Here is a 25441-nt window from a genome sequence, read left to right on the forward strand (position 1 = left end):
GCTTCCCTGCGCGAGGATTACCTCAAATCAGGTTCAAAGGGACTTTCTCAGCCGCCGCAACTCGCACGACGAATTGCAGCAACACCCCCAGCGAAAGCGCCTGTGTAGACGCCAGCCAAATTGTAGGGCGATTCCGGGCGGGCCTATTGCGTAAGCCGTACAGGCAACAAAAAGCCCGCACGCGGCGGGCTTTCAGGTGGAAGCGAGCCAGCTCGGCTCAGTCGTCAAACACCGGAGATTCAACGCCCAGCACCTTGTGCAGTTTCGGGCTGGTCGTGGTGTATTGGAGGTGGATCTTCTTGTCCGGGAAGATCAAGGGAGCCGCGCCAAAGGCTGCCAGCGCGCACTCATGGAAGCCGCTCAGAATCAGCTTCTTCTTGCCGGGATAGGTGTTGATGTCGCCCACGGCAAAGATACCCGGAACATTGGTGGAAAACTTCTCGGTATCCACCTTGAGCTGTTTGCGCTCGATGTCCAGGCCCCAGTTGGCGATCGGCCCCAGCTTGGGTGACAGGCCGAAGAACACCAGCAGCACGTCCAGCGGCACCACGCGCGTGACGCCGTCGGAACCCGTGACCTTGGCACCGGTCAACTTGCCTTCTTTTTCTTCGTAGCCGGTGATCTGGCCCACGATGAACTGCATTTCGTAGGCATCGCAAAGCTCGCGCATTTTGGCCACGCTGGCAGGCGCCGCCTGGAAGCCGTCGCGGCGGTGAATCAGGATCACGCTCTCGGCCTTGTTCGGGCCTTCGGCGACAAAGTTCAGCGTCCAGTCAAGCGCCGAATCACCGCCGCCCACAATCACCAGGTTTTTTCCGGCAAAGTCGGCCGGGCTTTTCACGCGGTAGAACAGCTGGCTGTCGTCGAACTTCTCCAGGCCTTCGACGCGCAGCAGCTTGGGCTGGAAGGCACCCACACCTGCCGCGATAAAAATCGTTTTGGTCAGAAAGCGCGTGCCTTTGGAGGTCTCGACGAAGAAGCGGCCGTCCTGCTGCTTTTCAACCACGCTGACTTCCTGGCCGAAATGAAAGGTCGCACCAAAGGGCTCGATCTGCTTGAGCAGGTTGTCGGTGAGCTCTTTGCCGGTGCAGACGGGCACGGCCGGAATGTCGTAAATCGGCTTGTCGGGGTAAAGCTCAATGCATTGGCCGCCCGGGTAGGCCAGCGAGTCGATCACATGGGCCTTGATCTCAAGCAGCCCCAACTCAAACACCTGGAACAGGCCGACAGGCCCGGCGCCCACAATCACCGCATCGGTTTCGATGGGACCGTCGTGCTGCGCTGCGGTATTGATCACTTCTTGGTTCAGTTGGGGTTCCATGGTTCCTGGGGCGCTTTGCAAAGCGCGTGGCGGCCCGGGGAGGGCGAGATGCCGGTGGCTTCAGGCCGGATAAGCCGAATAGCCGGATGAACCGGCTTAGTAGGGCTTAGCGGACCAATTCGGACAGTTTGCCCGTCTTGTCTTTCCATTCCTCGGCGTCGGGCAGGGCATCCTTGCGCTTGGTGATGCTTTTCCAGCCCGCGGCACGGCTCAATTCCACATTGAGCTGGATGAATGCCACCTGGTCGGCCGGCACGTCTTCCTCGGCGTAGATGGCATTGACCGGGCATTCGGGGATGCAGACGGCGCAGTCGATGCATTCGTCCGGATCGATCACCAGCATGTTGGGGCCTTCCCGGAAGCAATCCACGGGGCAGACATCCACACAGTCGGTGTATTTGCAGCGGATGCACGATTCGGAGACGATGTGAGTCATGTTATTTGGGGCTAATCGGTGGAAACCCTCAATTTTAAGAGGATTCCGTGAGCAGGGTTAAGTCGTTGAAGGGCGCGGGGCTTGGATCCCGGTCAAAGGACCAGCACGGCACCTGAAGTCTTGTTTGAGGCGGTGTCCACCAGGACCAGCGAGCCCAGCATGCGCGAACGGGCATAGGGCAGGGTGGCCAGCGGTTCCTGCAGGCTCAGCTCGATGTGGCCGATGGCATTGGGCGGCAGCTCGCTGGCGTCTTCTTCGGCGAGGGTGTTGACATCGAGCTTGTGAACGATGCGTTTGACCTTGGCCTTGACCCAGCGGTGGCCGTGCAGCGCCCAGTAGATGCGCCCGGCGACCAGCGGCTCATCGTCCATCCAGGCCACGGTGGCCGAGATATCCCGTGAGGGCTCAAAGGTATCCGTGGCCAGCAGCCAGTCGCCGCGCGACACATCGACTTCCCGGTCCAGCACGATGCCTGCACTGTGGCCGGCCAGGATGGCCTTGGGCTGGCGGGCATGGTCCAGCACCTGGGCCACCACGGCCGTCTTGCCGCTGGGGAGTATGGTCACGCTCTGGCCCGGCTGTACGCCGCCCGAGGCAACGCGGCCCCAGAAGACACGCCGGCCCTGGGAGGTATCGGATGAGGACGAAAACTTTTCAACCCATTGCACCGGGAAGGCAAAGGCTTCGGTGGTCTCGGCCGGCGTGACGGGCAGGTGTTCCAGCAACTGCAGCAGCGACAAGCCTTCATAACCGCACCAGCCGGGCTGGGCGTCCACCACGTTAAAGCCCTTGAGGGCAGACACGGGAACGGTCGCTTTCACCGGGATTTTCGCGGCCCGGGCGAATGTTGCCAGCGCTGCTTGAATGTTCCTGAAAGCCAGCGTTGGGTCTTCCACGGCGTCGAGCTTGTTCACGGCGAACACGATGGACGGCACGCGCAGCAGGTTGACCAGCAGCGAATGGCGGCGGGTTTGCTGCAGCAGCTCCAGCGCGGGGTTTTTCCAGTCGAGCTTGGTCGCATCCACCAGCACGACGGCGGCGTCGGCACTGGAGGCGGCCGTCACCATGTTGCGGGTGTATTGCTCATGCCCAGGGGCATCGCCGATGATGAATTTGCGGCTTTCAGTGGCGAAATAGCGGTAGGCCACGTCAATGGTGATGCCCTGCTCGCGCTCGGCCGAAAGGCCGTCCGTCAGCAATGCCAGGTCGGTTTCACCCTGGCGCTGCACGCCGGCCAGGTGGTCCTGCAGCACGGCCTTGCTGTCCACCAGCAGGCGGCCGATCAGAGTGCTTTTGCCGTCGTCGACCGAACCGCAGGTGATGAATTTCAACGCAGGTTTCAGGTCATTTTGGCCTGCAACCGTTTCTGGCTGTGCGCCGTCAGCTATCAAATCAGTAGTGTGGGTACTTGTGGTCATCTCAGTCTCAAAAATGGTGGCAAGGTCTTTATCAGTGGGGGCCGCGGGTCCGGCTGTGCCGGTCCGCAGGCGCCGCCCCCTGGGGGGAGCAGGCGAAGCCTGTCCGGGGGAGAACTAAAAATACCCGTCTTTCTTGCGCTTTTCCATCGAAGCGTCGGAGGTCTTGTCGTCCATGCGCGTTGCGCCGCGCTCGCTCACGTCGGCGGCCAGCGTTTCGATCACGATCTCGGCGGCCGTGGCGGCCGGGCTGTCGACCGGGCAGGTGCAGGTGATGTCGCCGACGGTGCGGAAACGCACGGTCTTTTCAACGATCTGCTCCCCGTCGCGTGCCGGGGTGAGGTCCGTCACCGGTACCAGCAGGCCCTTGCGTTCGACCACCTTGCGCTGGTGCGCGTAGTAGAGCGAAGGCAGTGCGATTTGCTCCCGTTCGATGTACTGCCACACGTCGAGTTCGGTCCAGTTGGAGATCGGGAACACCCGGAAGTGCTCGCCGGGCTGCAGCCGGGTGTTGAACAGCGTCCAGAGCTCAGGGCGCTGGGCCTTGGGTTGCCATTGGCCGAAGCTGTCGCGGTGCGAAAAGATGCGCTCCTTGGCGCGGGCTTTTTCCTCGTCGCGGCGCGCGCCGCCAATCAGGGCGTCAAAGCGGAATTCGTCAATCGCCTCAAGCAGCGTGACCGACTGGTGCACATTGCGCGATTCGCCTGGGTGGGCCAGGCGCACCGTGCCGCGTTTCATCGAGTCTTCGACATTGCGCACGATCAGCTCGGCGCCCAGTTCTTTTGCGCGGAAGTCACGGAAGTCGGTCACTTCGTGGAAGTTGTGGCCGGTGTCGATCATCAGGAGCGGGTAGGGGATGCGGCCCACGCCGAAGGCCTTTTCCGCGCACTTGAGCATCACCAGCGAATCCTTGCCGCCCGAAAACAGCAGGGCCGGGCGCTCAAAGGCGGCGGCTACTTCGCGCAGGATGAAGATGGTTTCCTCTTCCAGCGCATCGAGATGGGAGTTGGACAGCCGCGCGATGGAGATCGCCGGGTCGGCTGGCAGCAGGTGGGATGGTGTGCGGGCGTTCATAGGTCAGTCAGTGCGCAAGGTGCAGGCCGCATTCGCGGTTGTCTTCGCCCTTGGTGGGGTCCACATAGTCAAAATTGTTGGGCAGGCCGTTGATCTCACAGTACTGGTAAAGGTCCTTGGACGACCAGTGCAGGAGCGGCGCGACCTTGATCAGTCCGTCGGGGTTGACGCTGACCGGGTCCATCTGGGCGCGTACCGCGGTGTCGGTGGCGCGCAAGGCCGTGAACCAGACCTGGGGCGCGGTTTCACGCAGGGCGCGGGCAAATGGCTCGAGTTTGACTTCTTCGGTGAAGGCAGCATGGCGTGGATCGTCCAGCGCCGGGGTCAGGCCTTCCACCGCCTCGCGGTGCGCACGGGAGCGGCGCGGCAGGTAAATATGCAGGTCCAGCTTGAGCAGCTTGGTCACTTCGTCGGCGAACTGGTAAGTGGCCTCGGTGTTGTAGCCGTTGTCCATCCAGACCACGGGAACGCGGGGATTGGCGCGCGTCACCATGTGCAGTATCACCGCCTCGAAGGGGCGGAAATTGGTGGTGACGATGGCAGGCCGGCCCAGTCCCACGGCCCAGCCCACCAGGCCCTGTGCGTTGTGGCCGAGTTCTGCGTTGATTTTTGCAAGGTCGAGGCTCATGGTGTTCAGGCGGCAGCCGCCTCCTTGAAGTGGGGTTGCACGTCTACCGCATCGCCCTGGTATTTGCCTGCTTTGTAGCCGGGGTAGCTGCTCAACACACGTTGGGCAACGGCCATGTCCTGGTCAGCACGCAGCACGGCAGTGTCAAAGCCGCTGCGCTCCATCTGGGCGAGCTGGTCCACCAGTACGTCGCCGGTGGCGCGGATTTCACCCTTGAACTCGCGGCGGCGGCGCAGCAGGAAGGCCTGGCTGTAGGCGCGGCCATCGGTGAACTTCGGGAAGTGCAGGTCAATGCGCGCGATGCCGTCGAGTGTGATCTCGAATGGATCGGCATCGTTCGCAAGGACCAGGGTACCGGGTTGTTCGGCGCCGCTTTGTTCGCTGAAAGGCAGTAATTTCATCGTGATTTCCTTTCCAGTGTTCAGTGCGCGACGGTGTTGGGGGCAAAGCGCGCATTCTTGGCGGCGGCCTTGTAGGGTTCGATGCCGACGCGGCGGAAAGTCGCAATGAACGTTTCGCCGTCTTCGCGCAGCTGGCGATAGGTGTCGAGCACTGCTTCAATGACTTCCGGCACTTCGGCGCCGGTGAACGAAGGGCCCACCACCTTGCCAGGCACCGAGGCGCCGCTCAGCGTGGAACCATCGGAGCCGCCCAACGACACCTGGTACCACTCAAGGCCGTCCTTGTCTACGCCCAGGATGCCGATATGGCCGCTGTGGTGGTGGCCGCAGGAGTTGATGCAGCCGCTGATGTGCAGGTCGATCTCGCCCAGGTCGTGCAGCTCGTCCATGTCCTGGTAGCGCTCGGTGATGGCTTCGGCAATCGGGATGGAGCGCGCATTGGCCAGCGAGCAGAAATCACCGCCGGGGCAGGCGATCATGTCGGTCAGCAGGTGGATATTGGGCTTGGCAAAACCGGCCTTGCGGGCGGCGCGCCAGAGTTCGGGCAGCTCGTCGCAACGCACCCAGGGCAGCAGCAGGTTCTGGTCGTGCGTGACGCGCACTTCACCGGCGCTGAACTGGTCGGCCAGATCGGCGGCGATGTCGAGCTGGTCGGCCGTCGCGTCGCCGGGCGCCTGGCCCAGGCGCTTGAACGACAGCGTCACGGCGCGCAGGTCGGGGTTCTGGTGCGGGGCCACATTGCGCTGCAGCCAGCGGCCGAACTCCACGTCGTCTTCGGCGGCGGCGCGCAGGATGTTGGCAATTTTTGTATCGGCGCTCTTGCGGTCGCAATTGAGCGCAGGCGGCACAAAGCAGGCTGTCACGCGGTCGAGTTCTTCCTGCGTGATGGTGTGCGGCGCGCCATCGTGTTCCAGGATCTGCTTGTATTCGGCCTCGACGTCGTCAATGTAGCGCTGGCCTTCGGCTTTCACCAGAATCTTGATGCGGGCTTTGTAGATGTTGTCGCGGCGGCCATAGCGGTTGTACACGCGCACCACGGCTTCCAGGTAATTCATGATCTGGTTCCAGGGCAGGAACTCGCGGATCACCGTGCCGATCACCGGCGTGCGGCCCATGCCGCCGCCCACCAGCACCTTGAAGCCCAGCTCGCCTTCGGCGTTGCGGATCAGATGCAGGCCGACGTCGTGCCAGGCGGTGGCGGCGCGGTCTTCGCGGGCGCCGCTGATGGCGATCTTGAACTTGCGCGGCAGGAAGGCGAACTCGGGGTGCAGCGTGCTCCACTGGCGCAAGATTTCGCCGAAGGGACGCGGGTCGGCGATTTCGTCGACGGCGATGCCCGCGCGCTCGTCGCTGGTGATGTTGCGGATGCAATTGCCGCTGGTCTGGATGCCGTGCATGCTGACACTGGCCAGCAGGTCCATTACCTCGGCGGATTTGTCGAGCGGGATCCAGTTGTACTGAATGTTCTGGCGCGTCGTGAAGTGGGCGTAGCCGGTGGTCAGCTTGGAGTTGACCGACAGGCCGTTTTTCAGGTTCACGGGGCCGAGCTTGTCCTGTTTGGACTGGGCTTCGTTGAACAGCGCGGCGTTGGGCTGGTCGTACTCGCGGGCGATTTTGGCCAGCACGCGCACCTGTGCGCTGGATAGTTCGCCATAAGGCACGGCCACGCGCAGCATGGGCGCGTAACGCTGCACATACCAGCCGTTTTGCAGGCGCAAGGGGCGAAATTCGTCTTCAGGCAACTGGCCTGCCTGCCAGCGGGTCAGCTGGTCACGGTACTGGTTGGCGCGGGCCTTGACAAACTCGCGGTCAAATTCTGTGTATTGGTACATGGCTGTCGGGATTCAAACGTCGTGGGATTTTTATAAGGAGCGGGTCAGATCGAAATCAGTTTCACGCCGGCATAGGCCAGCAGCACGGACAACAGCGAGCGGATCACGCGGTCTGGCGTTTTGTGCACCAGGTGCGAACCCAGCCAGATGCCGGGCAGGGAGCCGGCCAGCAGCTTGATGAGCAAAGGCCAGTCGACCGAACCGATGGAGGCATGGCCCAAGCCTGCCACCAGCGTCAGCGGTACGGCGTGGGCGATGTCGGCCGCCACGATGCGCGGCAGCGGCAGGGTGGGGTAGAGCAGCATCAGCACGATCACGCCGATGGCACCCGCGCCGACTGACGTCAAAGTGACCAGCGTGCCGATGACCGCGCCAAACAGCAGCGGCAGCGACCAGTGGCGCGCACGCGTGGCCTGGCCTATGAGTTCGGGCGCGATGGTGGTCGGGGCGGCCTTGCCGCGCAGCACCTTGTAGGCCGTGGCGCCAGCCGTCAGCAGTAACGCCAGGCCGAGGGTGGTGGTCATGATGGCTTGCGTAGCCGGGTTGGCCGGGCCCATGCGCTGCAACATATAAAGGGTGGCCAGGGCCGCCGGAATGCTGCCGGCTGCTGTTTGCCCGACGATTTTCCAGTCCACCACCCGGGCGCGGGCCAGGCTGACGGTCCCGCCCATCTTGGTAAAGGCCGCAAACAGCAGGTCGGTGCCGATGGCAAGGTGCGGTTTGATGCCGAAAAAGAAGATCAGCAGCGGCGTCATCAGCGAGCCGCCGCCCACCCCTGTCAAACCCACAACCAGGCCGACGGCAAAACCAGCAAATACAAAGGCAAATTCATGCATAGCGGGAGAATGTAAGTGCGCGACTTATAAAAACAAACTACACATTTGTTCTGCCGTTATGCAGATAAGCTTATTCGCCAATAAATATGCGGGTTTCGAACGGTTTTTTCGTGTTGGCGGCATAAGGCTTGCATTCAGGTTGGCCGTTCACCAGCCGACCCGTCACAAAGCGCTGGTACAGTCCCTGCTCTTTCGGATGAGCTGCCCGGTTTTGGGCTTGCCGCACGAACCGAATTGCCCATTTTTGGAGAAAACCCGTGAAATTGATGAAGTCCGCCCTGATGGGCGGTTTGTTTCTGGCCTGCGCCACGGCGGTGACGCTCGCCCAGGGCAGCCCGAAACCTCCCATCAAGATCGGCGAAATCAACAGCTACTCCGCCATTCCCCAGTTCGCCCAGCCTTACCGGCAAGGCTGGCAGCTTGCGGTCGAGGAAATCAATGTGGCTGGTGGTCTGCTGGGGCGCAAGATCGAAGTCATCTCGCGCGATGACGCCGGCAAACCCGAAGAAGCCCTGCGCCAGGCCGTCGAGCTGACCTCAAAGGAAAGGGTGGATGTGCTGGCGGGAGGGTTTTACTCTAGCGTCGGGCTGGCGCTGGCCGGCCATGCCCAGGCCAGCCGGCGGGTGTTTATCGCCAGCGAATCGCTGGCCGACGCCATTGTCTGGGAGCAAGGCAACCGCTACACCTTCCGCCTGCGGCCTAGTACTTATATGCAGGCGGCCATGCTGGTCGAAGAGGCAGCCAGGTTGCCGGCCAAACGCTGGGCCACGATTGCCCCCAATTACGAATACGGCCAGAGCGCAGTCACTGTATTCAAGGAGTTGCTGAAAGCCAGGCGCCCGGACGTCGAGTTTGTGAGTTACCAGTGGCCGGCCCTGGGCAAGATAGAAGCCGGCCCGACGCTGCAGGCGGCCATGCAGGCAAAACCCGAGGCGATCTTCAACGCGACTTTCGGCGCCGACCTGGCCAGGCTGGTTCGTGAGGGCAACCAGCGCGGCATTTTTTCCCGTATGCCGGTGGTGTCGATGCTTTCGGGGGAACCCGAGTACCTGGATGCGCTGAAAGACGATACGCCGAAAGGCTGGATCGTCACCGGCTATCCGTGGGACCAGATCGACTCCCGCGAGCATGCCAGCTTTGCCGCCAACTACTATCGCCGCTTCAATGAATATCCCAAAGTCGGTTCGGCGGTGGGCTACGCCACCATGCAGGCGATTTTTGCCGCCATCCGCAGGGCCAATTCCACCGACAACGAAAAGCTGGTGGTGGCGCTGCGTGGCCTGAAATTCTCCACGCCTTTCGGCCCCGCCGAATTCCGCGCCATTGACCACCAGTCCACCATGGGCGCCTATGTGGGCAGGCTGGACCTGCGCGGCCACAAGGGCACCATGGTGCAATGGCGCTATGCCGACGGCAAGGCCTATTTGCCAAGCGATGCGTATGTCAAGGCCCGCAGGCCCGCCGCGGCCATGAAGTGACGTTTTGACAACGCAGGCGCTGAATTCCTTGAAGCCTCCCCGGCGATCCCCCCATAATCGGGCGCAATGACGAATACGGGTGGTGAGGCTGTCAAGCGGGTTTTTGTAAAAGTGTTCGGGTTTGATGACGTTGAGCGTCATGCCCTGAACGCGGTGTTTCGCATTTCCGAAACACGACCTATCGCCTACACCCCCTGGACGCCCGACGCGCCCGAAGAGGCCTTGATGGCGCTGATTGACGGCGACAGCTGGGAAGCTGCGCTGGAGCTGGCCAACCCCGCGAATGACGACTTCACTCTGATCTGGATCGGCGACAACCCGCCGGCCAGGGCGCGCCTGGTGATTCCACGCCCGCTGCAGTGGACCGCCGTGATTGACGGCATGGACGAATTGCTGGCCGCTGAACGGCGGCAGGCCGCGCAGGCTCTGCCGCCGGGCAAAACGCGTGGTGAGAAGGACCTGGATCTCGACCTGCTGTCCGAATCCACCGCGCTGCTGGACCTCGATCTCGACTTTGATTCGCAGGCGCCTACCGCGCCGGCGCCGCTGGAAGCCCCGGAGCCCCTGCCGGAGCGCCCTCAAGTGTTGGTGGTGGATGCTGATCGCGACGCGCGTCTTTACCTGCGTGCCAGGCTGGCCATGGCCGGTTTCGTGAAGATAGACGAGGCGACCACCGGCACCGAAGCGCTCAAGCTGATTGACACGCATCTTTACAAGCTGGTGATTCTCGACATGGAGCTCCCCGACATTGAGCCCTGGGAAATGGTCAAGCGGGTGGAGGCATCGCGCCCTGCCATCGCCTATCTGATTTTGACCGGCAACCGTCTCTCCCCGCTGGACACCGTGCGCGGATGGTTCGGCGGCGCGCGCGGCAGCCTGCGCAAACCCCTGCACCCCGGAAAGCTCAAACGCCTGCTGCGCAGCGTGGAGTGAAGGCGCTCATTACGCCCTGAATGCTATCTATTTGATAGCTGCTTGCGCCCGTTCCCCCTTGGTTTCAGCCCTGTTTGGCTTAAAAATCTCAAATATTGACGATCAGCGCGGGCAGGGCATGCTGCGGCATCAGCGCCTCCGCCAGCCGCTGTTCAATCGGCAAAGGTTCGGCGTGCAGCTTCGCCGCCAGCAATTCCCCGCAAAGCGCGGCAAACGTCAGCCCGCGCGAGCCCATGCCGCTGCACACCCACAGGCCCGGGCTTTCTTCCAGCGGGCCCAGTGCGGGCAAGCGGCTGGGCGTGGCACAGCGCACACCCGCCCAGGACTGAACCTTCCCGGGCTCAAACTGTGCGGCCAGTGCACGGGCGGTTTGCGGCAGCAGGGTTTGCAGCCGGCTGAAATTGTGCTGGTCGTCCTGGGGCCGCGTTTCGGCCTGGGTGTTGTCGCGTTCAAAGCTGGAGCCCATGACCCAGGCCAGGCCGCCGGCCTTGCTGGGCAGGGGCACCGCGGGCACCAGGCTGCCATGGCCGTTCACGGGAAAGGGCGGCAGTGCGCTGGCCGCGCCGGGCTCATGCAGGCCCCAGCTCACCTGGCCCCGGATGGCCTGCAGTGCAAGGTCACCAGCCTTGTTCGTTGCGGCGCCGGCAGCCAGTTCGAGGCTGGCATAACCGGCCGCCAGCACCACGAGTTCGGCGCGGGCCAACTCCCGGCCCTGCGCATCCAGAACCTGCCACTGGCCCGAGGCCTGGTTCAGGCGGCTCACCACTGATCGGCCGTGCGATTGCACACCCGGCCCAGCCAGCCAGGCGTCGACCAGGGCGGCCGGCCGGATCCAGCCCGCCCGCGCATGCCACAACGCGGGCGTATCCGGCGGCAGGCCGCATTGCCTGAGCTGGGCAGCGTCGGCTGGCCCTGTCCAGTCCCCAGCGGCGTCGGCCCAGTCCGTTTGCCAGGCCTCGGGCTGTTTGCGCGGGTGCTCCACCGCATGCTCCAGTACGCCGGTGCGGCCCCAGTCGCCGGCCTGCAGCATTGCCTCGGCCTGCTGCAGCGTGGCGCGAATGCCATGGCGCGACAGGCGCGAGAGCGGGTTGTCGTCGGGCGAGACATGCGGCGCCAGCAAGCCGGCGGGCAGGCCGGACGCCCCGGTGGCGGGCTCTTCGGCTGCGTCCAGCACCACGACCTGCCAGCCGCGACGCGCCAGGCTGGCCGCCACAGCCGCGCCGGCCAGGCCGGCGCCAATCACCACGCAGCGCCCGGGCAGCCGGCGAGCGGGCGAGGGCTGCGCTTTTTTAGGTTCCCACGCCGGGTTGAACTCACCCTGCAGGTTGTCGCGTTTGGGCGGAATGCCCGGCACCTTGTTGACCACAAATCCGCATTGCGCCAAGGCGTCGCGCACGCTGCGTGCAATCGTCCAGGTGGCGATTCGCGTGCCGCGCCGGCAGCAGCGGGCCACCGCCTTGAAGGTGTGCACGTCCCAGATGTCCGGATTGCGCTGCGGGCTGAAACCGTCCAGGTAGACCGAATCTGCCTCAAACGATTGTTCGCGCAGCATGGCCTTGGCGTCGCCGATGCACAGCGTCAGCAAGACTTGGCCGCCTTCAAACACCAGCCGGTGAAAGCCCGGCAGCAGGCCCCACAGCTGGCGCTGCAGCTGTTCGGCGAAGGGAAGTAGTTCAGGGTGGGTTCGGGCGCTGCGCAATACGTCTTCGGCGCTGGCCGGAAAGGCTTCCGTCGAGACGAAATGCAGCAGGCCAGGGCGCTGTGGGTCGGCCTTCCAGGCGGCCCAAGTCACGAGGAAATTCAGGCCCAGGCCGAAGCCGGTTTCAAGAACAGTCCATTGTGGCTGGCCAGCCCAGGCTTCGGGCAGGCCGCAGCCCTTGAGGAAGACTTCTTTAGCCTGGTCCAGGCCGCCCAGCTCGCTGCGGTAGCGGTCGCCAAAGCGCGGGCTGTAGGGGCTGCCGCCGGCTGTGCCGTCGTCCAGCCACTCGATCACCTCAGCCATGGCCGACCAATGCAAGTTTCATTGTTAGTGACAGGCGTGTGGTCCCCGGTTTCAGGCCAGCCGGGGCCGCGGAACCGGCTTTGCCGGGCCGCAGGCGCAGCGGCCCCCTCGGGGGGCAGCGCAGTACGCGAAGCGACAAGCGTGGGGGCCTTATTGAGTCGGGGGAACGTAGCCTTGGACGGCATCGGCGCCGTCGCCGAAGAAGTGTTTTTCCATCTGGCGCGCCAGGTACTGGCGGGCGCGGGCATCGGCCAGGTTCAGGCGGTTTTCGTTGACCAGCATGGTTTGCTGCTTCATCCACTCCGCCCAGGCTTCCTTGCTGACTTCTTCCCAAAGGCGCTTGCCCAGCGGGCCGGGATAGGGCGGAAAGTCCAGGCCTTCGGCTTCTTTACCGAGTTTGATGCATTTGACGAGGCGTGCCATGGGGTAGTTCTTTCGTAGGGCTAAGGTGTCTAAGGATGTTTGTGGAATAAAGAACTGATTTTTTATTCGTTCCAGTTTCTAAGGTCTGCTTCCAGAATCCATTTTGTTCGCATTTACACGCAATTTTTTGGAAAAGAGAGCAACCATGACTTCACGCCGCAACTTTATCAATGTTTCCGCCCGCACTGCCGTGGCGGCCGGTTTGGGTTTGACGCTGGCAGGGTCACTGCTGACCGCCCAGGCCCAGCAAGCGCCCGTCACGCTGCTCAACGTCTCGTATGACCCAACCCGTGAGCTTTACGTCGAATACAACGCGGCCTTCAGCAAATACTGGAAAGCCAAGACCGGCCAGGATGTGACGATCAAGCAGTCGCACGGCGGCTCCGGCAAGCAGGCCCGCTCCATCATTGACGGCCTGGACGCCGACGTGGCCACCCTGGCCCTGGCCGGCGACACCGACGCGTTGGTCAAAAACGGCGGCTGGTTGTCGGCCGACTGGCAAAAGAAACTCCCGCACAACTCGTCGCCCTACACCTCGACCATCGTGCTGGCCGTGCGCCAGGGCAACCCCAAAGGCATCAAGGACTGGGACGACCTGATCAAGCCCGGCATCACCGTGATCACGCCCAACCCCAAGACCTCGGGCGGCGCCCGCTGGAACTACCTGGCCGCCTGGGAATTCGCCAAGCGCAAATACGGCAGCGATGCCAAGGCCAAAGAGTTCGTTGCCAAGCTGTACGGCAATGTCTCCGTGCTGGACACCGGAGCGCGCGGCTCCACCATCACCTTTGCCCAGCGTGCCCAGGGCGACGTGCTGATCGCCTGGGAAAACGAAGCCTACCTGCTCGAAAAAGAATTCGGCGCCAAGTTCGACGTGGTCGTGCCGTCGCTGAGCATCCTGGCCGAGCCCGCCGTCGCCGTGGTCGACAAAAACGTCGACAAGAAGGGCACCCGCGCCGTGGCCGAGGAATACCTGAAGTACCTCTACTCTGAAGAAGGCCAGGACATCGCCGGCAAGAACTTCTACCGCCCCGCTGTTTCGCAGAAAGCCATTGCCAAGTACGCCAAGCAGTTTCCCAAGCTGAACCTGTTCACCATCGACCAGGCCTTCGGCGGCTGGGCCAAGGCTGATAAAGAGCATTTCGCAGACGGCGGCTCGTTCGATCAGATCTATACAAGGAAGTAGGCTTCCCCCCGAAGCAAAACAGTAACCCCCCCCGAAGCGGCCTTTGGCCGCCTCCCCCCAGGGGGCGCCCGCTGCGGCCCGGCGAAGCCGGTTCCGCGCCGGCACTGGAATGAGAGAGCTGGCACACGCCGCTTGGTAATCAATGCAAATCAGAGAGCTCCACAAATAATGTCCTCGCAACAATCCGTATTGCTGATCGCCGGCAGTCCTTCTGAGCAGTCCCGCTCGGCGGCGCTGCTTGACTCCGTCAGCGACAGGCTGGCCCTGCGGGGTGGCCTGGTGGTCGATCGGCTGAACATCCGTGAGCTGCCGGCCCAGGCCTTGCTGCTGGCTGAGTGGGGTCATCCGGCGATCGTCAAGGCGATTGACCAGATTGCCCGTGCGCGCGCCATCGTGGTGGCCACGCCGGTGTACAAGGCGGCTTACAGCGGCCTGCTCAAGGTGCTGCTGGATTTGCTGCCGCAAACGGCGCTGAAGGAAAAAACCGTGCTGCCGCTGGCCACCGGCGGCAGCCCGCACCACATGCTGGCGCTGGACTACGCCCTGCGCCCGGTGCTGCAGGCGCTGGCGGCCCGCCACATCCTGCCCGGTGTGTATGCCACCGATTCGCAGGTGCCGCAGTCGGCCGACAAGCGCTACGAAGTCGGCCCCGAGATCACCGTGCGTCTGGACGATGCGGTGCTGACCCTGCTGGCCGAAAGCTTCCGCATGGCGGCCACGACAGGCTTTGAGCCGGTGCATTTTTCGCGGGTGCGATGTAGCGTCTGACGCCCGTCCCGGTGCGCGGGGTTTGCAGGCCGCTGTGTAAGGCCTGCGCCATTGAATTCGCTGAATTTCAGCGCAACGAGTTTTAAACCAGTTTCAGGAAAATTTTTATGTCCATCCAAGCCATCAATGTCCGCAACCAGTTCCGCGGAAAAATCAAGGAAATCATCCGCGGTGACGTGGTGTCTGAACTCGACGTTGAAACCCCATGGGGCATCGTCACGTCGGTCATCACCACGCGGTCGGTCGACCAGCTCGAACTGGCTGTCGGCAGTGAAGTGGTGGCACTGGTCAAGTCGACCGAGGTGTCCATTGCCAAGCTGTAGGCCGTCCCGGGCGGGTTGATTGCCAAATTGCTGCCTGGCGCTTTATTGACGGGCGCAAGCAGCTATTAAAACCATAGCAATCCAGGGCCGTCCCGTTGTGATGAACAGCAGGGCGGCCGCCCGTGCGTGTGCCTTACTGCAGTTCGACGCCCGCCTTTTTCACCAGCTGCGCGTACTTCACCAGTTCGCTGCGAAAGTACTGCGCGGCGGCTTCCGGGCTGCCGGGGTTGATGGTGTTGCCCTGCTTGAGCATGGCTTCCTTCACTTCGGGCGTGGCATAGGCGGCAACCACCGCGTCGTGGATGCGTTTGACGTCGGCCGCCGGCAGCTTCGCGGGGCCTATCACCGCGAACCAGCCTTCCATGTTGTAGTTGGGCAGGCCTTGTTCCGCAATGGTCGGAATGTCGGGCGCCGCGGGTGAACGGGCGCTGCCGCCCACACCGATGGCGCGCAAGGCGCCGCTCTTCAGGTGCGCCTGCACGGCAGGGAGCGCCAGCACGCCCATGTCCACCTGCCCGCCGATCATGTCGGCAACCATGGGGCCCACGCCCTTGTAGGGAATGTGTTTGGCCTTGACCTGTGCTTCGTCCAGAAACATCTGCGCAGCCAGGTGCAGGATGGTGCCGTTGCCCGACGACGCATAGTTGTAGGCGTCGGGTTTGGCCTTGAGCAGGGCGACCAGCTCTTTCACGTTGGTGGCCGGCAGTTTGGCGGGGTTCACCACCAGCACCATCGGCGTGGTGCCAATGACGGTGATGGGCGTGATGTCGGCCACCGGGTCGAACGGCAGCGACTTGTAGACGCTGGGGTAGATCACGTGGTTGTTGGACACCACGCTCAGCGTCATGCCGTCGGGGGCAGCCTTCACAAGCGCGGACGTGCCGACAATGCCGCCTGCGCCGGGCTGGTTTTCAATCACCACCGGGTTGCCCAGCGCCTTGCCCAGCGCAACACTGGCCGCTCGCACGATGGTGTCCACGCCCGAACCGGCGCCCACCGGCAGGATGAAGCGCACCACCTTGTCGGTGGTCTGGGCCATCAATCTGCGCGGCGAAGCCAGGAAGGCGCCACCGGCAAAAAGGGCGCCCAGTCCCCAGAGGGCCTGGCGCCGGGTTGCGGGTTTGTTGCTCAAGGCTGAGGTATCGGTACTGCGGATCATCTTCATCTTCGGGGTCATTTTGTCTCCTTCATTGTCGTGAGTCGCGCAAATCGGCTGGCAGGTTCAACTCACTGCCTCAACTGACGGCCGCTTGCCGGTGCAGGTCATCCATTTCACCCGTGCTGTAACCCAGGCCTGCCAGCAACTCGCGGGTGTGTTCGCCCAGCGTGGGCGGGTGCAGGCGAACCCCCAGGCGCTCCCCCTGCATGGTGATGGGGAATAGGGTGGTTTTTACCATCTGGCCGGCCTTGGGGCCATCGGGCAGGCGCACATCGGCCAGGCCGCCGGTGGCCAGCAAATGTTCGTCGTCGAACAGGTCTTCGGGCCTGCGGATGGGGGCAAACGGCAAGCCGGCTTTTTCCATCACGGCTGAAAGCTCGGTAGCGCTGCGCGGGGCCAGCCGCGTCGCCAGATCCTTGAGCAACGCGGGGCGCACCGCCACGCGCTGGTTGTTGGTGGCCAGCGCCGGGTCGGCCTTGAGGTCGGGAAAGCCCAGCACGGTGCAAAAGATCTGCCACTGCGCGTCGCTCACGGCCGCCAGGAAGATCTGTTCACCGTCCCTGACCGTGAACACGTCGTACACCGCCCAGGGGTTGTCGCGCGCGGGCATGGGGGCCGGGTGTTTGCCTGTCATGGCGTACTGCAGCATGTGCTGGCCCATCAGGAAGACATTGTTTTCATACAGTGCCGACTGCACTTCCATGCCCTTGCCGCTAATGCCTCGCTGGATCAGCGCGCCCAGCGCCCCGATGGCACCGAAGAGCCCGCCCATGATGTCGTTCACGCTGGTGCCGGCGCGCAGCGGGTCGCCGGGCCGGCCCGTCATGTAGGCCAGGCCCCCCATCATCTGCACCACCTCGTCAAGCGCGGTGCGGTGGTCATAGGGGCCGGGCAAAAAGCCTTTGTGGCTGATGTAGATGATGCGCGGGTTGACGGCGCTGAGCGCGGTGTAGTCCAGGCCGTACTTGGCCATGGTGCCGGGCTTGAAGTTTTCGGCCACCACGTCGGCGCTGGCGCAGAGCTTGCGCGCCACTTCGGCGCCCACCGGGTCGTGCAGGTCAATGCCGATGCTTTTCTTGTTGCGGTTGAAGAGCGGAAAGAAGCCCGAGCCGGCGCCCAGCAGGCGGCGGGTCCGGTCGCCGTCAATGGGTTCGACCTTGATGACTTCGGCTCCCATGTCGGCCAGCACCATGCCGCAGGTGGGGCCCATGACCATGTGGGTGAACTCCACCACGCGCAGGCCGGCCAGCGGCTGTGGGGTGGTGGATTCGGGGATGGGTTGCATGCAGTGTTCCGGAAGAAAAAATAATTCAGGCCGCAGCGGCGGTGGGGTCAGCAGATGCGCGCATGGTTTTGGGCAGGCCCGCGCGCCACAGCGTGCCGTGCAGGATTTCGCCTTCAAGCCAACCCGCCACCCGGGTGCGCAGCGCCATCAGCTTGTCAAAATCAATGCCGGTTTCAATGCCCATGCTGGCCAGCATATAGGCCAGGTCTTCAGTGGCCACGTTGCCGCTGGCGCCGGGCGCATGCGGGCAGCCGCCTATGCCGGCCAGGCAAGCGTCAAAGCGCGTCACGCCGGTTTGCAGCGCGGCATACACATTGGCCATGCCGAGTCCGCGGGTGTCATGAAAGTGGCCGCAGTCAAGCCGCTCTCCAGCCACTTCAAAAGCCTGCTCAAACAACAGCCGCACCATTTCCGGGTCGGCGTAGCCCACGGTGTCCGCCAGGCCCACGCGGTCGGCGCCGGCGTCCAGCACGGCGCGCAGCAGCCGCAACACTTCGCGCGGCTCGACCCGGCCCTGCAGCGTGCAGCCAAAGGCCGTGCTCATGCCGACTTCGATCACGATAGGTGAGCCCGAGGCATCACGCAGTTCGCGGATGCGGGCGATTTCTTCGACCACGTCGTCGGGCGTCTTGCGCAGGTTGGCCAGGCTGTGGGCGTGGCTGGCCGAAATCGGCAGCAGCATCAGGTCGGCGCCGGATTCAATGGCGCGTTCAGCGCCCTTGAGGTTGGGCACCAGCACCGACGTGACCAGGCCGGGCAGTGTTTTGGCAAAGGCCACCAGCTCGGCGGTGTCGGCCAGCTGCGGCAAGAGGCGCGCCGGCACAAACGAGCCAACCTCGATTTCGCGCTGGCCGGCGTCGTAGGCCGACTGGATCCACTCCAGCTTGTGCGCGGTCGGCATCACGGCGGCAATGCTTTGCAGGCCGTCACGCAGGCCGACTTCACGGATCGTTGCCTGCCGGGGGAGGGCAGGCCTTGAAGGCAGGTTCACTGTGGTCTCCGTTGTCGTCTGTTCATTTTCGGGGCGCAGCTGCAGTTTAGAATTTCCCAAAGGGTTTGATTGGTCAATTTTGGAAGCACTGACGTTCCGCTTGGGAATATCAAATCTGCGCCGCTTTTCCAGGCGAGTTGTACGTGTACCCAGGAGCCGCCCATGAGAGACCTCGACATGACCACGCTGCGGCTGTTCGCGGCAGTGTGTGATGCGCGCAGCATTGCCCGCGCGGCCGAGCAGGCCAACATCGTCGGCTCGGCCATCAGCAAGCGGCTGGCCCAGCTCGAAGACACCGTCGGCACGCCGCTGCTGGTGCGGCGCCGCCGCGGTGTGGAGCCCACACCTGCTGGCGAAAGCCTGCTGGAGCACGCGCGCACCATGCTGGCCAGCGCCGAGCGCATTGAACGCGACATGGCCGCCTATGCCCAGGGCGTGCGCGGCCAGGTGCGCATCCTGGCCACGGCTTCTGTCATGGCCGAGTCGCTGGCCGACGACGTGGCGGCTTTTTTGCAGGAGCCGGCGCACCACGACATCCAGGTCGACATGGAAGAGCGCGTCAGCCCCGATGTGATTCGCGGCATCAAGGAGGGTGTGGCCTCGGTCGGCATTTGCTGGGACGCTGCCGACCTGAGCGGCCTGCAGTCGCGCAGCTACCGCACCGATCACCTGGCCATCGTGACCCACCCGTCGCACCCGCTGGCAGGCGAGAAAACCCTGCACTTTGAGCAGACGCTGGATTTCGAGCATGTCAGCCTTCCCGCGCACAGTGCTGTGCAGGTGCTGCTCTTGCGGGCTGCAGCGCTCAAGGGCAAGGTCGTTGTCCACCGCGTCATCGTGTCCAACTTCGAGGCCGCCTTGCGTGTGGTCCGCGCCAACCTGGCCATCAGCGTGGTGCCACGCGAGGTGGCCGAGCCTTATGCCGCCACCTATGGGCTGCGTGTGATGCCGCTCGCCGACCCCTGGGCCCGCCGGCGCTTTGCCATCTGCTTTCGGGATGAGGCGGGTTTGTCGGCGGCGGCCAGGCTGCTGGTGGCCCATCTGGCGGCAAAAGGGTTGCCCGATGGAGGGTAAAAAGTACCGTAGACGCTCTGCGCGGTATTTTTGGTGCTATCAAATCAGGAGCTACTTGCGCTTACCAGCATTGGTCTGCAGCTACTTTTCATCCATTAAACAGCGTTCAAAAGACGTTTGGTAACACCTGCAGGCACGCCAAATGGCCTCTGGAAGCCCGGGGAAAGCTTCCGGGCCTGCCGTTTAGAGGTAAAATAGGCCTCCAACCCACAGCAGACAAGCGCGAGCAGCTATAAAAAATATAGCGCGCAGGGCTGATCCAGGCTAGCCCGAAAGGGGGCCAGCAACCGCCGAAGGGCGGTTACCTGGTCCGCAAAGTGCTTGATTTAGGGGAAGGAAGCCCCAAATTCACTGCATGAACGCCACCCAACCCCATCCCCACAAAACCGACCTCACGGTCACCCACGTACTGGCCGGGCTGCTGGAACGGCTTGAGCACAGCGCGGTGCCGGTGGGTGCCGAGCAGTACCGCTCCGTGGTGCTGCACCTGGTCAACGAACTGGGCGATGTGGAACCCGGCATGGCGCTGGGCGCACTGCTCGACACGCACCCGGCTGCGGCCGAGCTGTATGAAAACGTCAATTACCAGTATGCGGGCCTGTGCCGGTCTGCGCTGGACGCCTCGCTCGCTGCCGAGCTGAAGGCCAAAGAGGCCATTGAAAAGGCCATGAAACCCATCAACCCCCAACTGAAGGAAGACCCCAACCATGGCAAGAGCTGACGCCAAAACCGCCGTACTCGCTGACGGCCTGCGCTACAAGTCCAAGGTGTCGGGCTCACCGTTTGCTGCCACCACGTCATTTGGCGCTGCCACGATGTCGTGTTTCATGTGCGGCAAGCACCGCGCCCGCTCCCTGATGGGCACCCGTAAAGTGCTGGGCAAGTCCCAGGCCGTGTGCTCGCCCTCGTGCAAGGCACTCGACGAAGCCCTCGAAAACGCCGCCAACCAGGCCTGAAGCTGAACCGCGGGGCCGGCACCGCCGGCTCTGCCTGGCTACCCACGGCTACCAACACGCCGATGGGGCCGTACGGCTCCTTGATCACTGCGCACACCCGGGCGCATACTGTGCTGAAGACGTTTTTCAATGTCTGAACACACAGCTAAAGGTGATTTTCATGGCCGATTCGTCCCAACCCGACCCGTTTCTCGAACCCGACGACGCCATCGACCATATCCATGGCCCGGCGTCGGCCCCGGTCACTGTTGTGGAATACGGCGACTTCGAATGCCCGTCCTGCTTTCAGGCCTATGGCGCCCTGAAGGTGATGCTTCCGCACTTCGGGCGCCAGCTGCGTTTTGTCTTCCGCCATTTTCCGTTGCGCGAAGTGCATCCCCATGCCGAACTGGCCGCAGAAGCCGCGGAAGCCGCTGGCGCGCAACACAAGTTCTGGCCCATGTACGAGCTGCTGTTTACCAACCAGCACCACCTCAAGGACAAGCACCTGCTTGACTATGCCGCCCAGGCCGGGCTGGACATGGCCCGCTACCAGAACGAAATGAACGACCACGTCTACCTGCAGCGCGTGCAGGAGCACATGCAAAGCGGCCGCCACCTGGGCGTGCGCTCAACGCCGGCGTTTTATGTCAACGGCGTGTTCTGTGATGTGTCGTTTGGGCTGCAGCATCTGCATGAGGCTATCGACAAGGTGTTGACCAGCCAACAGACTTAACCGTCAACAGGCTGAAGCGGCGTCTTTAACGTCTTCTGCAAAAACGCCAGATCCAGCCAGCGGCCAAACTTGAAAGCCGCCTGTTTGATCGTGCCGCTGTGTTCAAAGCCCAGGCGCTTGTGAAGTGCAATGCTCACAGCGTTGTCCAGGTCAATCGCGCCGACCAGAACGTGCATGCCTTGCGCTTCAGCCCTGGCCACAATCGCCTCCAGCAGCTTGCGCCCCAGGCCCAGGCCGCGGCTGTCTTTCTCCACATAGACCGAATGCTCGACCGTGTACTTGTACGCCGGGAATGCGCGGAAGGTGCCGTAGCTTGCAAAACCCAGCAGCTTGCCGCTGCCGTCTTCCATCCCGATCACAAGAAAGCCGTTGGCACGCTTGGTGGCAAACCAGGTCACCATGCTTTCAGGTGCGCGTGGTTTGTAGTCATACAGCGCCGTCGAGTTGACGATCGCCTCGTTGAAGATGGCCAGGATCTGGCCGGCATGGCGCTCTTCGTTGCATTCGACGAGGTGCATGGGGATTCCTTTCGAGCGGATATTGAATTTGTCTACTATAAGAGATTATTTGTCCTTTATGATGGACGAATGCTTTTTCTGAAGGACACCCCATGACGATTGACGCCCTGATCGCGTCGCGGCTGCTGGCATTGCGCCAGGCCCGGAGCCTGAGCCTGGCGCAACTGGCTGAGGTATCGGGCGTCAGCAAAGCCATGATTTCCAAAGTGGAGCGCGTCGAAAGCAGCCCGACCGCCGTGGTCCTCGGCCGCCTTGCCGCCGGCCTGGGCGTGCCGCTGGCGCAGCTGCTCACCGAAGACAAGGAGGAAGAGGCCGGCCGCAGGCTGCGGAAGAAGGCAGGGCAGGCAGTGTGGCGCGATCCGGAAGCCGGCTACCTGCGGCGCCAGGTGGCAGAGCGCGGGCCCGACCACGGCGTCGAGATGGTGGAAGTCGAGCTGCCGCGGTCGGCCAGGGTGGCTTACCCGCGGTGGAGCGGCCAGCCTTACCGTCAGCGCCTCTGGCTGGTCGAAGGCGGCTTGCGCGTGGAATACGGCGACGAAGTTTTCAAGCTTGAACCCGGTGACTGCCTGGACTTCGGCGTTGACCGCCCCGTGGCCTTTAAAACCCTGGGGCGCAGCGCCTGCCGCTATTTGCTGGTCGTCTGGCCCAGTTGAATTTGTCGCCCCCTTAACTAGCGGCAGCAGACCCCGGCACAGCCGCGACGTTCAGCGCCGCATGGCGCGTGCGTATGCGCCGCACCTGCAGCGCCGCCCCAATGACGTAAAGCAGCAGGAGAACGCCCGTGGCGGCCTTGAGTTCGGGCGCATCGGCGTTGGGCAGAAGTGGCGCACCCAATGGCAGGCGCGTCGATGTCTCTGTGATGGCCGGAATCATGTGGAACAGAAAGGTGATCGAATAGCCCAGCGTTTCAACATACGGCGAGCCACGGCCCAGCACCTTGGTGGTGCCCGCCACCCAGGCAATGCCCAGCACCAGCAGCGTAATGATGCCCAGCGCATGCGGCTTGCCGAAGCCGCCATGCTGGAAGATGCCAAAGCCGGTGAGGCAGGTGAGCACCGTGGTCCAGATATAGACCTTGCCCAGTGTGGACGCGGCAATGATTTCCTTGTCGCGAAAGAAGGCAATCACGGCAGCCGCAACGGCCACCAGGCTGATGGCGGTGTGGATCACACCGAGGTACGTTAAACCATAGATCATCGGAATCTCCTTGTGCCCCTGCCAGGTGAGGGACGTGGGGTTGAACAAGCTGGCATGGGTACCCATGCAAACGCCATGCCGCGCAGATTGTTGCCGGTGACGCTGCTTTTTCCTATGACTTTTCGGCCTGCCCAGCCACGGCCCGATAATCGGTAGTACACCGTGGCCGCAATGCGCTACTCTTTAGATCAGAAGTACTCATGAAAAAAACCTACCAACTCACCATCGAAGGCAAAAACCGCGACCGCCTGCTCGATGCCGCCAAACACGACATCCGCAAATACCTCAAACGCGAACGCGCCAAAGCCTTGCCCAAGGGCGTGGACTACTGGGACTTTGACTGCAAGTCTGGCGCGAGTGATGCCGCTGCTTCGGAGGTGCCGGTGGCAGACCTCATCAAGTCGATTGACGAGATCGTGAAAGACGGCGCGCCGCAGTTCTATGTGGAAGTGGTTGCCAAGGTCGGCGTCAAGGCGCCCCGTGCGCGCAATGAGGGTGACGACGATTTCGCTGACGTGGAATAAGCATGCGCAGACTCTTTGCGCTCCTGCTGATGGCCGCGTGCGCCACCTCAGCGAATGCGGACCCGAATCTTGTCGGCCAGTGGAAGTCTGACTCCGAAATCAGCATGCGCTTCAATAACGAGCGCGCAAAGCTTGACAGCAAGACGGCCCTGTTTCTTTCGCAGCTGATGGGTCATATGACCCTGACCTTTACGGCAGAGGCCATGACTTCCGAGCTGCCGGATCTGGAGACGAAAACGCAGGAGGGCCGAAAGAGGCCACTGACAGGCTTTCGCGAAACCCATCCGTACCGTGTCCTGGGCGTTGCTTCGGATTCGGTTGCAATCAAAACCGTTGCGCCAGTGACCGGCAGGGACGCCATCGTTGTCTATAACTTCATAAGCCCAGACATGCTGTGGGTGTACGCAGGCGGCGAAGACAACTCGGAGAGTCTTCATCTGCGTGAATACTATGTGCGGGTGAAGGAAGCGCCCAAGCCCGATGTGCCTAAAAGCGCTCAACCCTAGGGACGTCTCGCCCCACGGGAGGAATTTTTCGTGGGTATGCGTTTTCTCACGAAACCACAGGAATCTGTATGAAACGTTGTTCATGGTGGGTCATTGCAGGGTTCGCATTGCTGGTGCTCGCGTTTGCAGGGTGGGGCGCGGGTGAGTGGTACGCAAGGAGCTTCGTTCCTGACACGCCGGTCAGGATGGACAGTAAAAACTTCACTCATTCACCCCGAAGCGATTTCCTTCTCCGTGTATGGCTGCTTTCGTTCTCTATCCTCGTGCTGGCAGCTTTCACCAGTGTGATCGGCTTGCTCATCGGCCCGAGGATGCGCGCTTGCCTGCTCGCAGGGCTTGCAGGGCCGCTTCTACTTTGCATGCTTGTGGCTACGCCGGCAGTTGTGAGCACCGTGCAGCAAATCAAGCGTGCGCTTTAAGCTGCGTGGCAGCATAGGCGCGGGCATCGACTGCGCGGGATGAGAAACTACGGCTTATGGACAGAKACCCAGAAGCCCCACAAGGCCCTTACCCCGACACCATCAAGCAGGGCGATGTGTTCTGGATTGAAGCGGACCCCTCACGTGGCTCCGTCCCAGGCTCCCCGCATCCCCATGTCGTTGTGCAGGAAAACGTGTTCAACCGCTCTCGCATCAGCACCGTCATTGTTTGCGCACTGACCTCCAACCTCAACCGCGCTACGGAGCCCGGCAATGTCTTGCTGGAGCCCGGCGAGGGCAATCTGGAGAGGCAGAGTGTGGTGGTTGTGTCGCAGGTGTCTTCCGTGTACAAAACACGTCTGGGTGCGCATATCGGGACGCTTTCGGGTGAGCGGGTTCAGCAGATTTTTGCCGGGATGCGCTTCTTGCAGGCTTCCTTTTACAACCGATAGTCTCCCAACCCGTCAACGGTCTCCGTATGCAGAAAAAAACACTGATTGCCGCGTTGCTGTTTGCATTCGCATCAATGCCTGTATTGGCATGCAAGCCCACGCTGGCAGCCGATGCCTTTTTTGCCAATGGCGCCGTGGCTCTGGATGAAAAATCACGGGCAATGGTGATCGCCATTGTGGAAAAAGCCATCCCCCATCCCGTTGAAAACGCGATCGTAATGGGCTTCGCCGATATCTCGGAAGGCGACCCGAAGTCGATCAAGCGCATTGCAACCGCTCGTGCTGACTACGTCAAATCCTTGATGGTCAAGGCCGGATTTCCTGCCTCACGAGTTTTCGTAGAGAGCCGGCAGTTGATAGGCCCCTACTATGGATCGCCAGATGCCGCAAAGAACCGGCGCGTGGAGCTGGAGGTTCTTTATTTCCCGCCAGGTGCGTGCGGCGGGCCACTGCGGAAGTTTCCCTAAGGAAATTGCAGCAGGATTTTGAGTGAAGTTTATGTGTCCTACACCTGATCGGCTTTTAGATCTCTCCATACCAAACCATCAGCAGCACATGAAACTATTCTTAAGTGTTCTCGGAAACTCAA

Annotated in this window: 30 protein-coding genes; 15 read left to right on the plus strand and 15 right to left on the minus strand. The window is 62.6% G+C overall.

Annotated features, from left to right (window positions below):
- Positions 1–217 precede the first annotated feature (217 nt).
- The 8 genes from AC1DY9_RS18385 to AC1DY9_RS18420 form a co-directional block, all read right to left on the minus strand.
- The gene (locus AC1DY9_RS18385; RefSeq protein WP_457278595.1) at positions 218–1321 is read right to left on the minus strand and encodes an NAD(P)/FAD-dependent oxidoreductase; all 1104 of its coding nucleotides are present in this window, start codon (positions 1319–1321) and stop codon (positions 218–220) included.
- 106 nt (positions 1322–1427) lie between these two features.
- Positions 1428–1757, minus strand: coding sequence for a ferredoxin FdxA (gene fdxA, locus AC1DY9_RS18390; protein WP_457278594.1), 330 nt, complete (start codon positions 1755–1757; stop codon positions 1428–1430).
- Between the two features lie 92 nt (positions 1758–1849).
- Complete coding sequence (locus AC1DY9_RS18395) at positions 1850–3175, minus strand: sulfate adenylyltransferase subunit 1 (RefSeq protein ID WP_457278593.1); 1326 nt, start codon at positions 3173–3175, stop codon at positions 1850–1852.
- 114 nt (positions 3176–3289) lie between these two features.
- Positions 3290–4246, minus strand: a complete 957-nt coding sequence (cysD, locus tag AC1DY9_RS18400) for a sulfate adenylyltransferase subunit CysD (protein ID WP_457278592.1) — start codon at positions 4244–4246, stop codon at positions 3290–3292.
- 7 nt (positions 4247–4253) lie between these two features.
- Complete coding sequence (locus AC1DY9_RS18405; RefSeq protein WP_457278591.1) at positions 4254–4874, minus strand: phosphoadenosine phosphosulfate reductase domain-containing protein; 621 nt, start codon at positions 4872–4874, stop codon at positions 4254–4256.
- A gap of 5 nt (positions 4875–4879) precedes the next feature.
- A complete protein-coding gene (locus AC1DY9_RS18410) occupies positions 4880–5275 on the minus strand; it encodes a DUF934 domain-containing protein (protein ID WP_457278590.1) in 396 nt (131 codons plus the stop codon).
- Between the two features lie 20 nt (positions 5276–5295).
- Positions 5296–7107: a nitrite/sulfite reductase gene (locus AC1DY9_RS18415; protein WP_477667268.1), complete on the minus strand. Its 1812-nt coding sequence runs from the start codon at positions 7105–7107 to the stop codon at positions 5296–5298.
- Positions 7108–7151: 44 nt separating this feature from the next.
- Positions 7152–7943, minus strand: a complete 792-nt coding sequence (locus tag AC1DY9_RS18420) for a sulfite exporter TauE/SafE family protein (RefSeq protein ID WP_477667269.1) — start codon at positions 7941–7943, stop codon at positions 7152–7154.
- Between the two features lie 266 nt (positions 7944–8209).
- On the opposite strand from AC1DY9_RS18420, the gene AC1DY9_RS18425 reads away from it, so the two are divergent.
- Positions 8210–9421 carry an ABC transporter substrate-binding protein gene (locus AC1DY9_RS18425; RefSeq protein WP_457279760.1) on the plus strand — a complete coding sequence of 404 codons (1212 nt, stop codon included), beginning with the start codon at positions 8210–8212 and terminating at the stop codon, positions 9419–9421.
- A 66-nt stretch (positions 9422–9487) separates the two neighbouring features.
- Positions 9488–10354: a response regulator transcription factor gene (locus AC1DY9_RS18430; RefSeq protein WP_457278587.1), complete on the plus strand. Its 867-nt coding sequence runs from the start codon at positions 9488–9490 to the stop codon at positions 10352–10354.
- Between the two features lie 88 nt (positions 10355–10442).
- Here AC1DY9_RS18430 and mnmC read toward each other — a convergent pair whose 3' ends face one another.
- On the minus strand, positions 10443–12356 hold the full coding sequence (mnmC, locus tag AC1DY9_RS18435) for a bifunctional tRNA (5-methylaminomethyl-2-thiouridine)(34)-methyltransferase MnmC2/FAD-dependent 5-carboxymethylaminomethyl-2-thiouridine(34) oxidoreductase MnmC1 (RefSeq protein WP_457278586.1): 1914 nt from the start codon (positions 12354–12356) through the stop codon (positions 10443–10445).
- 150 nt (positions 12357–12506) lie between these two features.
- Positions 12507–12779 (minus strand): oxidative damage protection protein, encoded by a 273-nt coding sequence (locus tag AC1DY9_RS18440; RefSeq protein ID WP_457278585.1) that lies wholly within the window; start codon positions 12777–12779, stop codon positions 12507–12509.
- 145 nt (positions 12780–12924) lie between these two features.
- Here AC1DY9_RS18440 and AC1DY9_RS18445 point away from each other — a divergent pair, with 145 nt between their 5' ends.
- From AC1DY9_RS18445 to AC1DY9_RS18455, 3 genes are all read left to right on the plus strand, one after another.
- Positions 12925–13965, plus strand: coding sequence for a sulfate ABC transporter substrate-binding protein (locus AC1DY9_RS18445; protein ID WP_457278584.1), 1041 nt, complete (start codon positions 12925–12927; stop codon positions 13963–13965).
- 168 nt (positions 13966–14133) lie between these two features.
- Positions 14134–14733 (plus strand): NADPH-dependent FMN reductase, encoded by a 600-nt coding sequence (gene ssuE / locus AC1DY9_RS18450; protein ID WP_477667270.1) that lies wholly within the window; start codon positions 14134–14136, stop codon positions 14731–14733.
- 107 nt (positions 14734–14840) lie between these two features.
- On the plus strand, positions 14841–15056 hold the full coding sequence (locus AC1DY9_RS18455) for a TOBE domain-containing protein (protein WP_457278582.1): 216 nt from the start codon (positions 14841–14843) through the stop codon (positions 15054–15056).
- Between the two features lie 133 nt (positions 15057–15189).
- Here AC1DY9_RS18455 and AC1DY9_RS18460 read toward each other — a convergent pair whose 3' ends face one another.
- From AC1DY9_RS18460 to AC1DY9_RS18470, 3 genes are read right to left on the minus strand one after another with little or no spacing between them, the layout of a single operon-like run.
- Positions 15190–16233, minus strand: a complete 1044-nt coding sequence (locus tag AC1DY9_RS18460) for a Bug family tripartite tricarboxylate transporter substrate binding protein (protein WP_457278581.1) — start codon at positions 16231–16233, stop codon at positions 15190–15192.
- Between the two features lie 58 nt (positions 16234–16291).
- Positions 16292–17500: a CaiB/BaiF CoA transferase family protein gene (locus AC1DY9_RS18465; RefSeq protein ID WP_477667271.1), complete on the minus strand. Its 1209-nt coding sequence runs from the start codon at positions 17498–17500 to the stop codon at positions 16292–16294.
- Between the two features lie 25 nt (positions 17501–17525).
- Positions 17526–18491, minus strand: coding sequence for a hydroxymethylglutaryl-CoA lyase (locus AC1DY9_RS18470; RefSeq protein ID WP_477667272.1), 966 nt, complete (start codon positions 18489–18491; stop codon positions 17526–17528).
- A 162-nt stretch (positions 18492–18653) separates the two neighbouring features.
- On the opposite strand from AC1DY9_RS18470, the gene AC1DY9_RS18475 reads away from it, so the two are divergent.
- From AC1DY9_RS18475 to AC1DY9_RS18490, 4 genes are all read left to right on the plus strand, one after another.
- A complete protein-coding gene (locus tag AC1DY9_RS18475; RefSeq protein WP_477647799.1) occupies positions 18654–19565 on the plus strand; it encodes a LysR family transcriptional regulator in 912 nt (303 codons plus the stop codon).
- 355 nt (positions 19566–19920) lie between these two features.
- A complete protein-coding gene (locus AC1DY9_RS18480; protein ID WP_477667273.1) occupies positions 19921–20286 on the plus strand; it encodes a hypothetical protein in 366 nt (121 codons plus the stop codon).
- Positions 20273–20521 carry a hypothetical protein gene (locus tag AC1DY9_RS18485; RefSeq protein ID WP_436154840.1) on the plus strand — a complete coding sequence of 83 codons (249 nt, stop codon included), beginning with the start codon at positions 20273–20275 and terminating at the stop codon, positions 20519–20521. Before AC1DY9_RS18480 ends, AC1DY9_RS18485 begins: the two co-directional genes overlap by 14 nt.
- A 160-nt stretch (positions 20522–20681) precedes the next feature.
- Positions 20682–21236 carry a DsbA family protein gene (locus tag AC1DY9_RS18490; RefSeq protein WP_457278576.1) on the plus strand — a complete coding sequence of 185 codons (555 nt, stop codon included), beginning with the start codon at positions 20682–20684 and terminating at the stop codon, positions 21234–21236.
- Here AC1DY9_RS18490 and AC1DY9_RS18495 read toward each other — a convergent pair.
- Positions 21233–21754, minus strand: coding sequence for an N-acetyltransferase family protein (locus AC1DY9_RS18495; RefSeq protein WP_477667274.1), 522 nt, complete (start codon positions 21752–21754; stop codon positions 21233–21235). The two genes, AC1DY9_RS18490 and AC1DY9_RS18495, sit on opposite strands and share 4 nt — an antisense overlap.
- A gap of 92 nt (positions 21755–21846) precedes the next feature.
- Between AC1DY9_RS18495 and AC1DY9_RS18500 the strand changes: the two genes are divergently transcribed.
- Positions 21847–22407: a helix-turn-helix domain-containing protein gene (locus AC1DY9_RS18500; protein ID WP_477667275.1), complete on the plus strand. Its 561-nt coding sequence runs from the start codon at positions 21847–21849 to the stop codon at positions 22405–22407.
- Positions 22408–22420: 13 nt separating this feature from the next.
- Here AC1DY9_RS18500 and AC1DY9_RS18505 read toward each other — a convergent pair whose 3' ends face one another.
- Positions 22421–23017: a hypothetical protein gene (locus tag AC1DY9_RS18505; RefSeq protein WP_477667276.1), complete on the minus strand. Its 597-nt coding sequence runs from the start codon at positions 23015–23017 to the stop codon at positions 22421–22423.
- 134 nt (positions 23018–23151) lie between these two features.
- Between AC1DY9_RS18505 and AC1DY9_RS18510 the strand changes: the two genes are divergently transcribed.
- From AC1DY9_RS18510 to AC1DY9_RS18530, 5 genes are all read left to right on the plus strand, one after another.
- Positions 23152–23475: a DUF6172 family protein gene (locus AC1DY9_RS18510; RefSeq protein WP_477667277.1), complete on the plus strand. Its 324-nt coding sequence runs from the start codon at positions 23152–23154 to the stop codon at positions 23473–23475.
- A gap of 2 nt (positions 23476–23477) precedes the next feature.
- Positions 23478–23981: a hypothetical protein gene (locus AC1DY9_RS18515; RefSeq protein WP_477667278.1), complete on the plus strand. Its 504-nt coding sequence runs from the start codon at positions 23478–23480 to the stop codon at positions 23979–23981.
- A 68-nt stretch (positions 23982–24049) separates the two neighbouring features.
- The gene (locus tag AC1DY9_RS18520; protein ID WP_477667279.1) at positions 24050–24400 is read left to right on the plus strand and encodes a hypothetical protein; all 351 of its coding nucleotides are present in this window, start codon (positions 24050–24052) and stop codon (positions 24398–24400) included.
- Positions 24401–24456: 56 nt separating this feature from the next.
- On the plus strand, positions 24457–24852 hold the full coding sequence (locus tag AC1DY9_RS18525) for a type II toxin-antitoxin system PemK/MazF family toxin (RefSeq protein WP_477667280.1): 396 nt from the start codon (positions 24457–24459) through the stop codon (positions 24850–24852).
- 26 nt (positions 24853–24878) lie between these two features.
- Positions 24879–25319: an OmpA family protein gene (locus AC1DY9_RS18530; protein ID WP_477667281.1), complete on the plus strand. Its 441-nt coding sequence runs from the start codon at positions 24879–24881 to the stop codon at positions 25317–25319.
- The last annotated feature ends 122 nt before the right edge of the window (positions 25320–25441 follow it).

The sequence above is a fragment of the Polaromonas sp. P1_F6 genome, assembly GCF_056405695.1.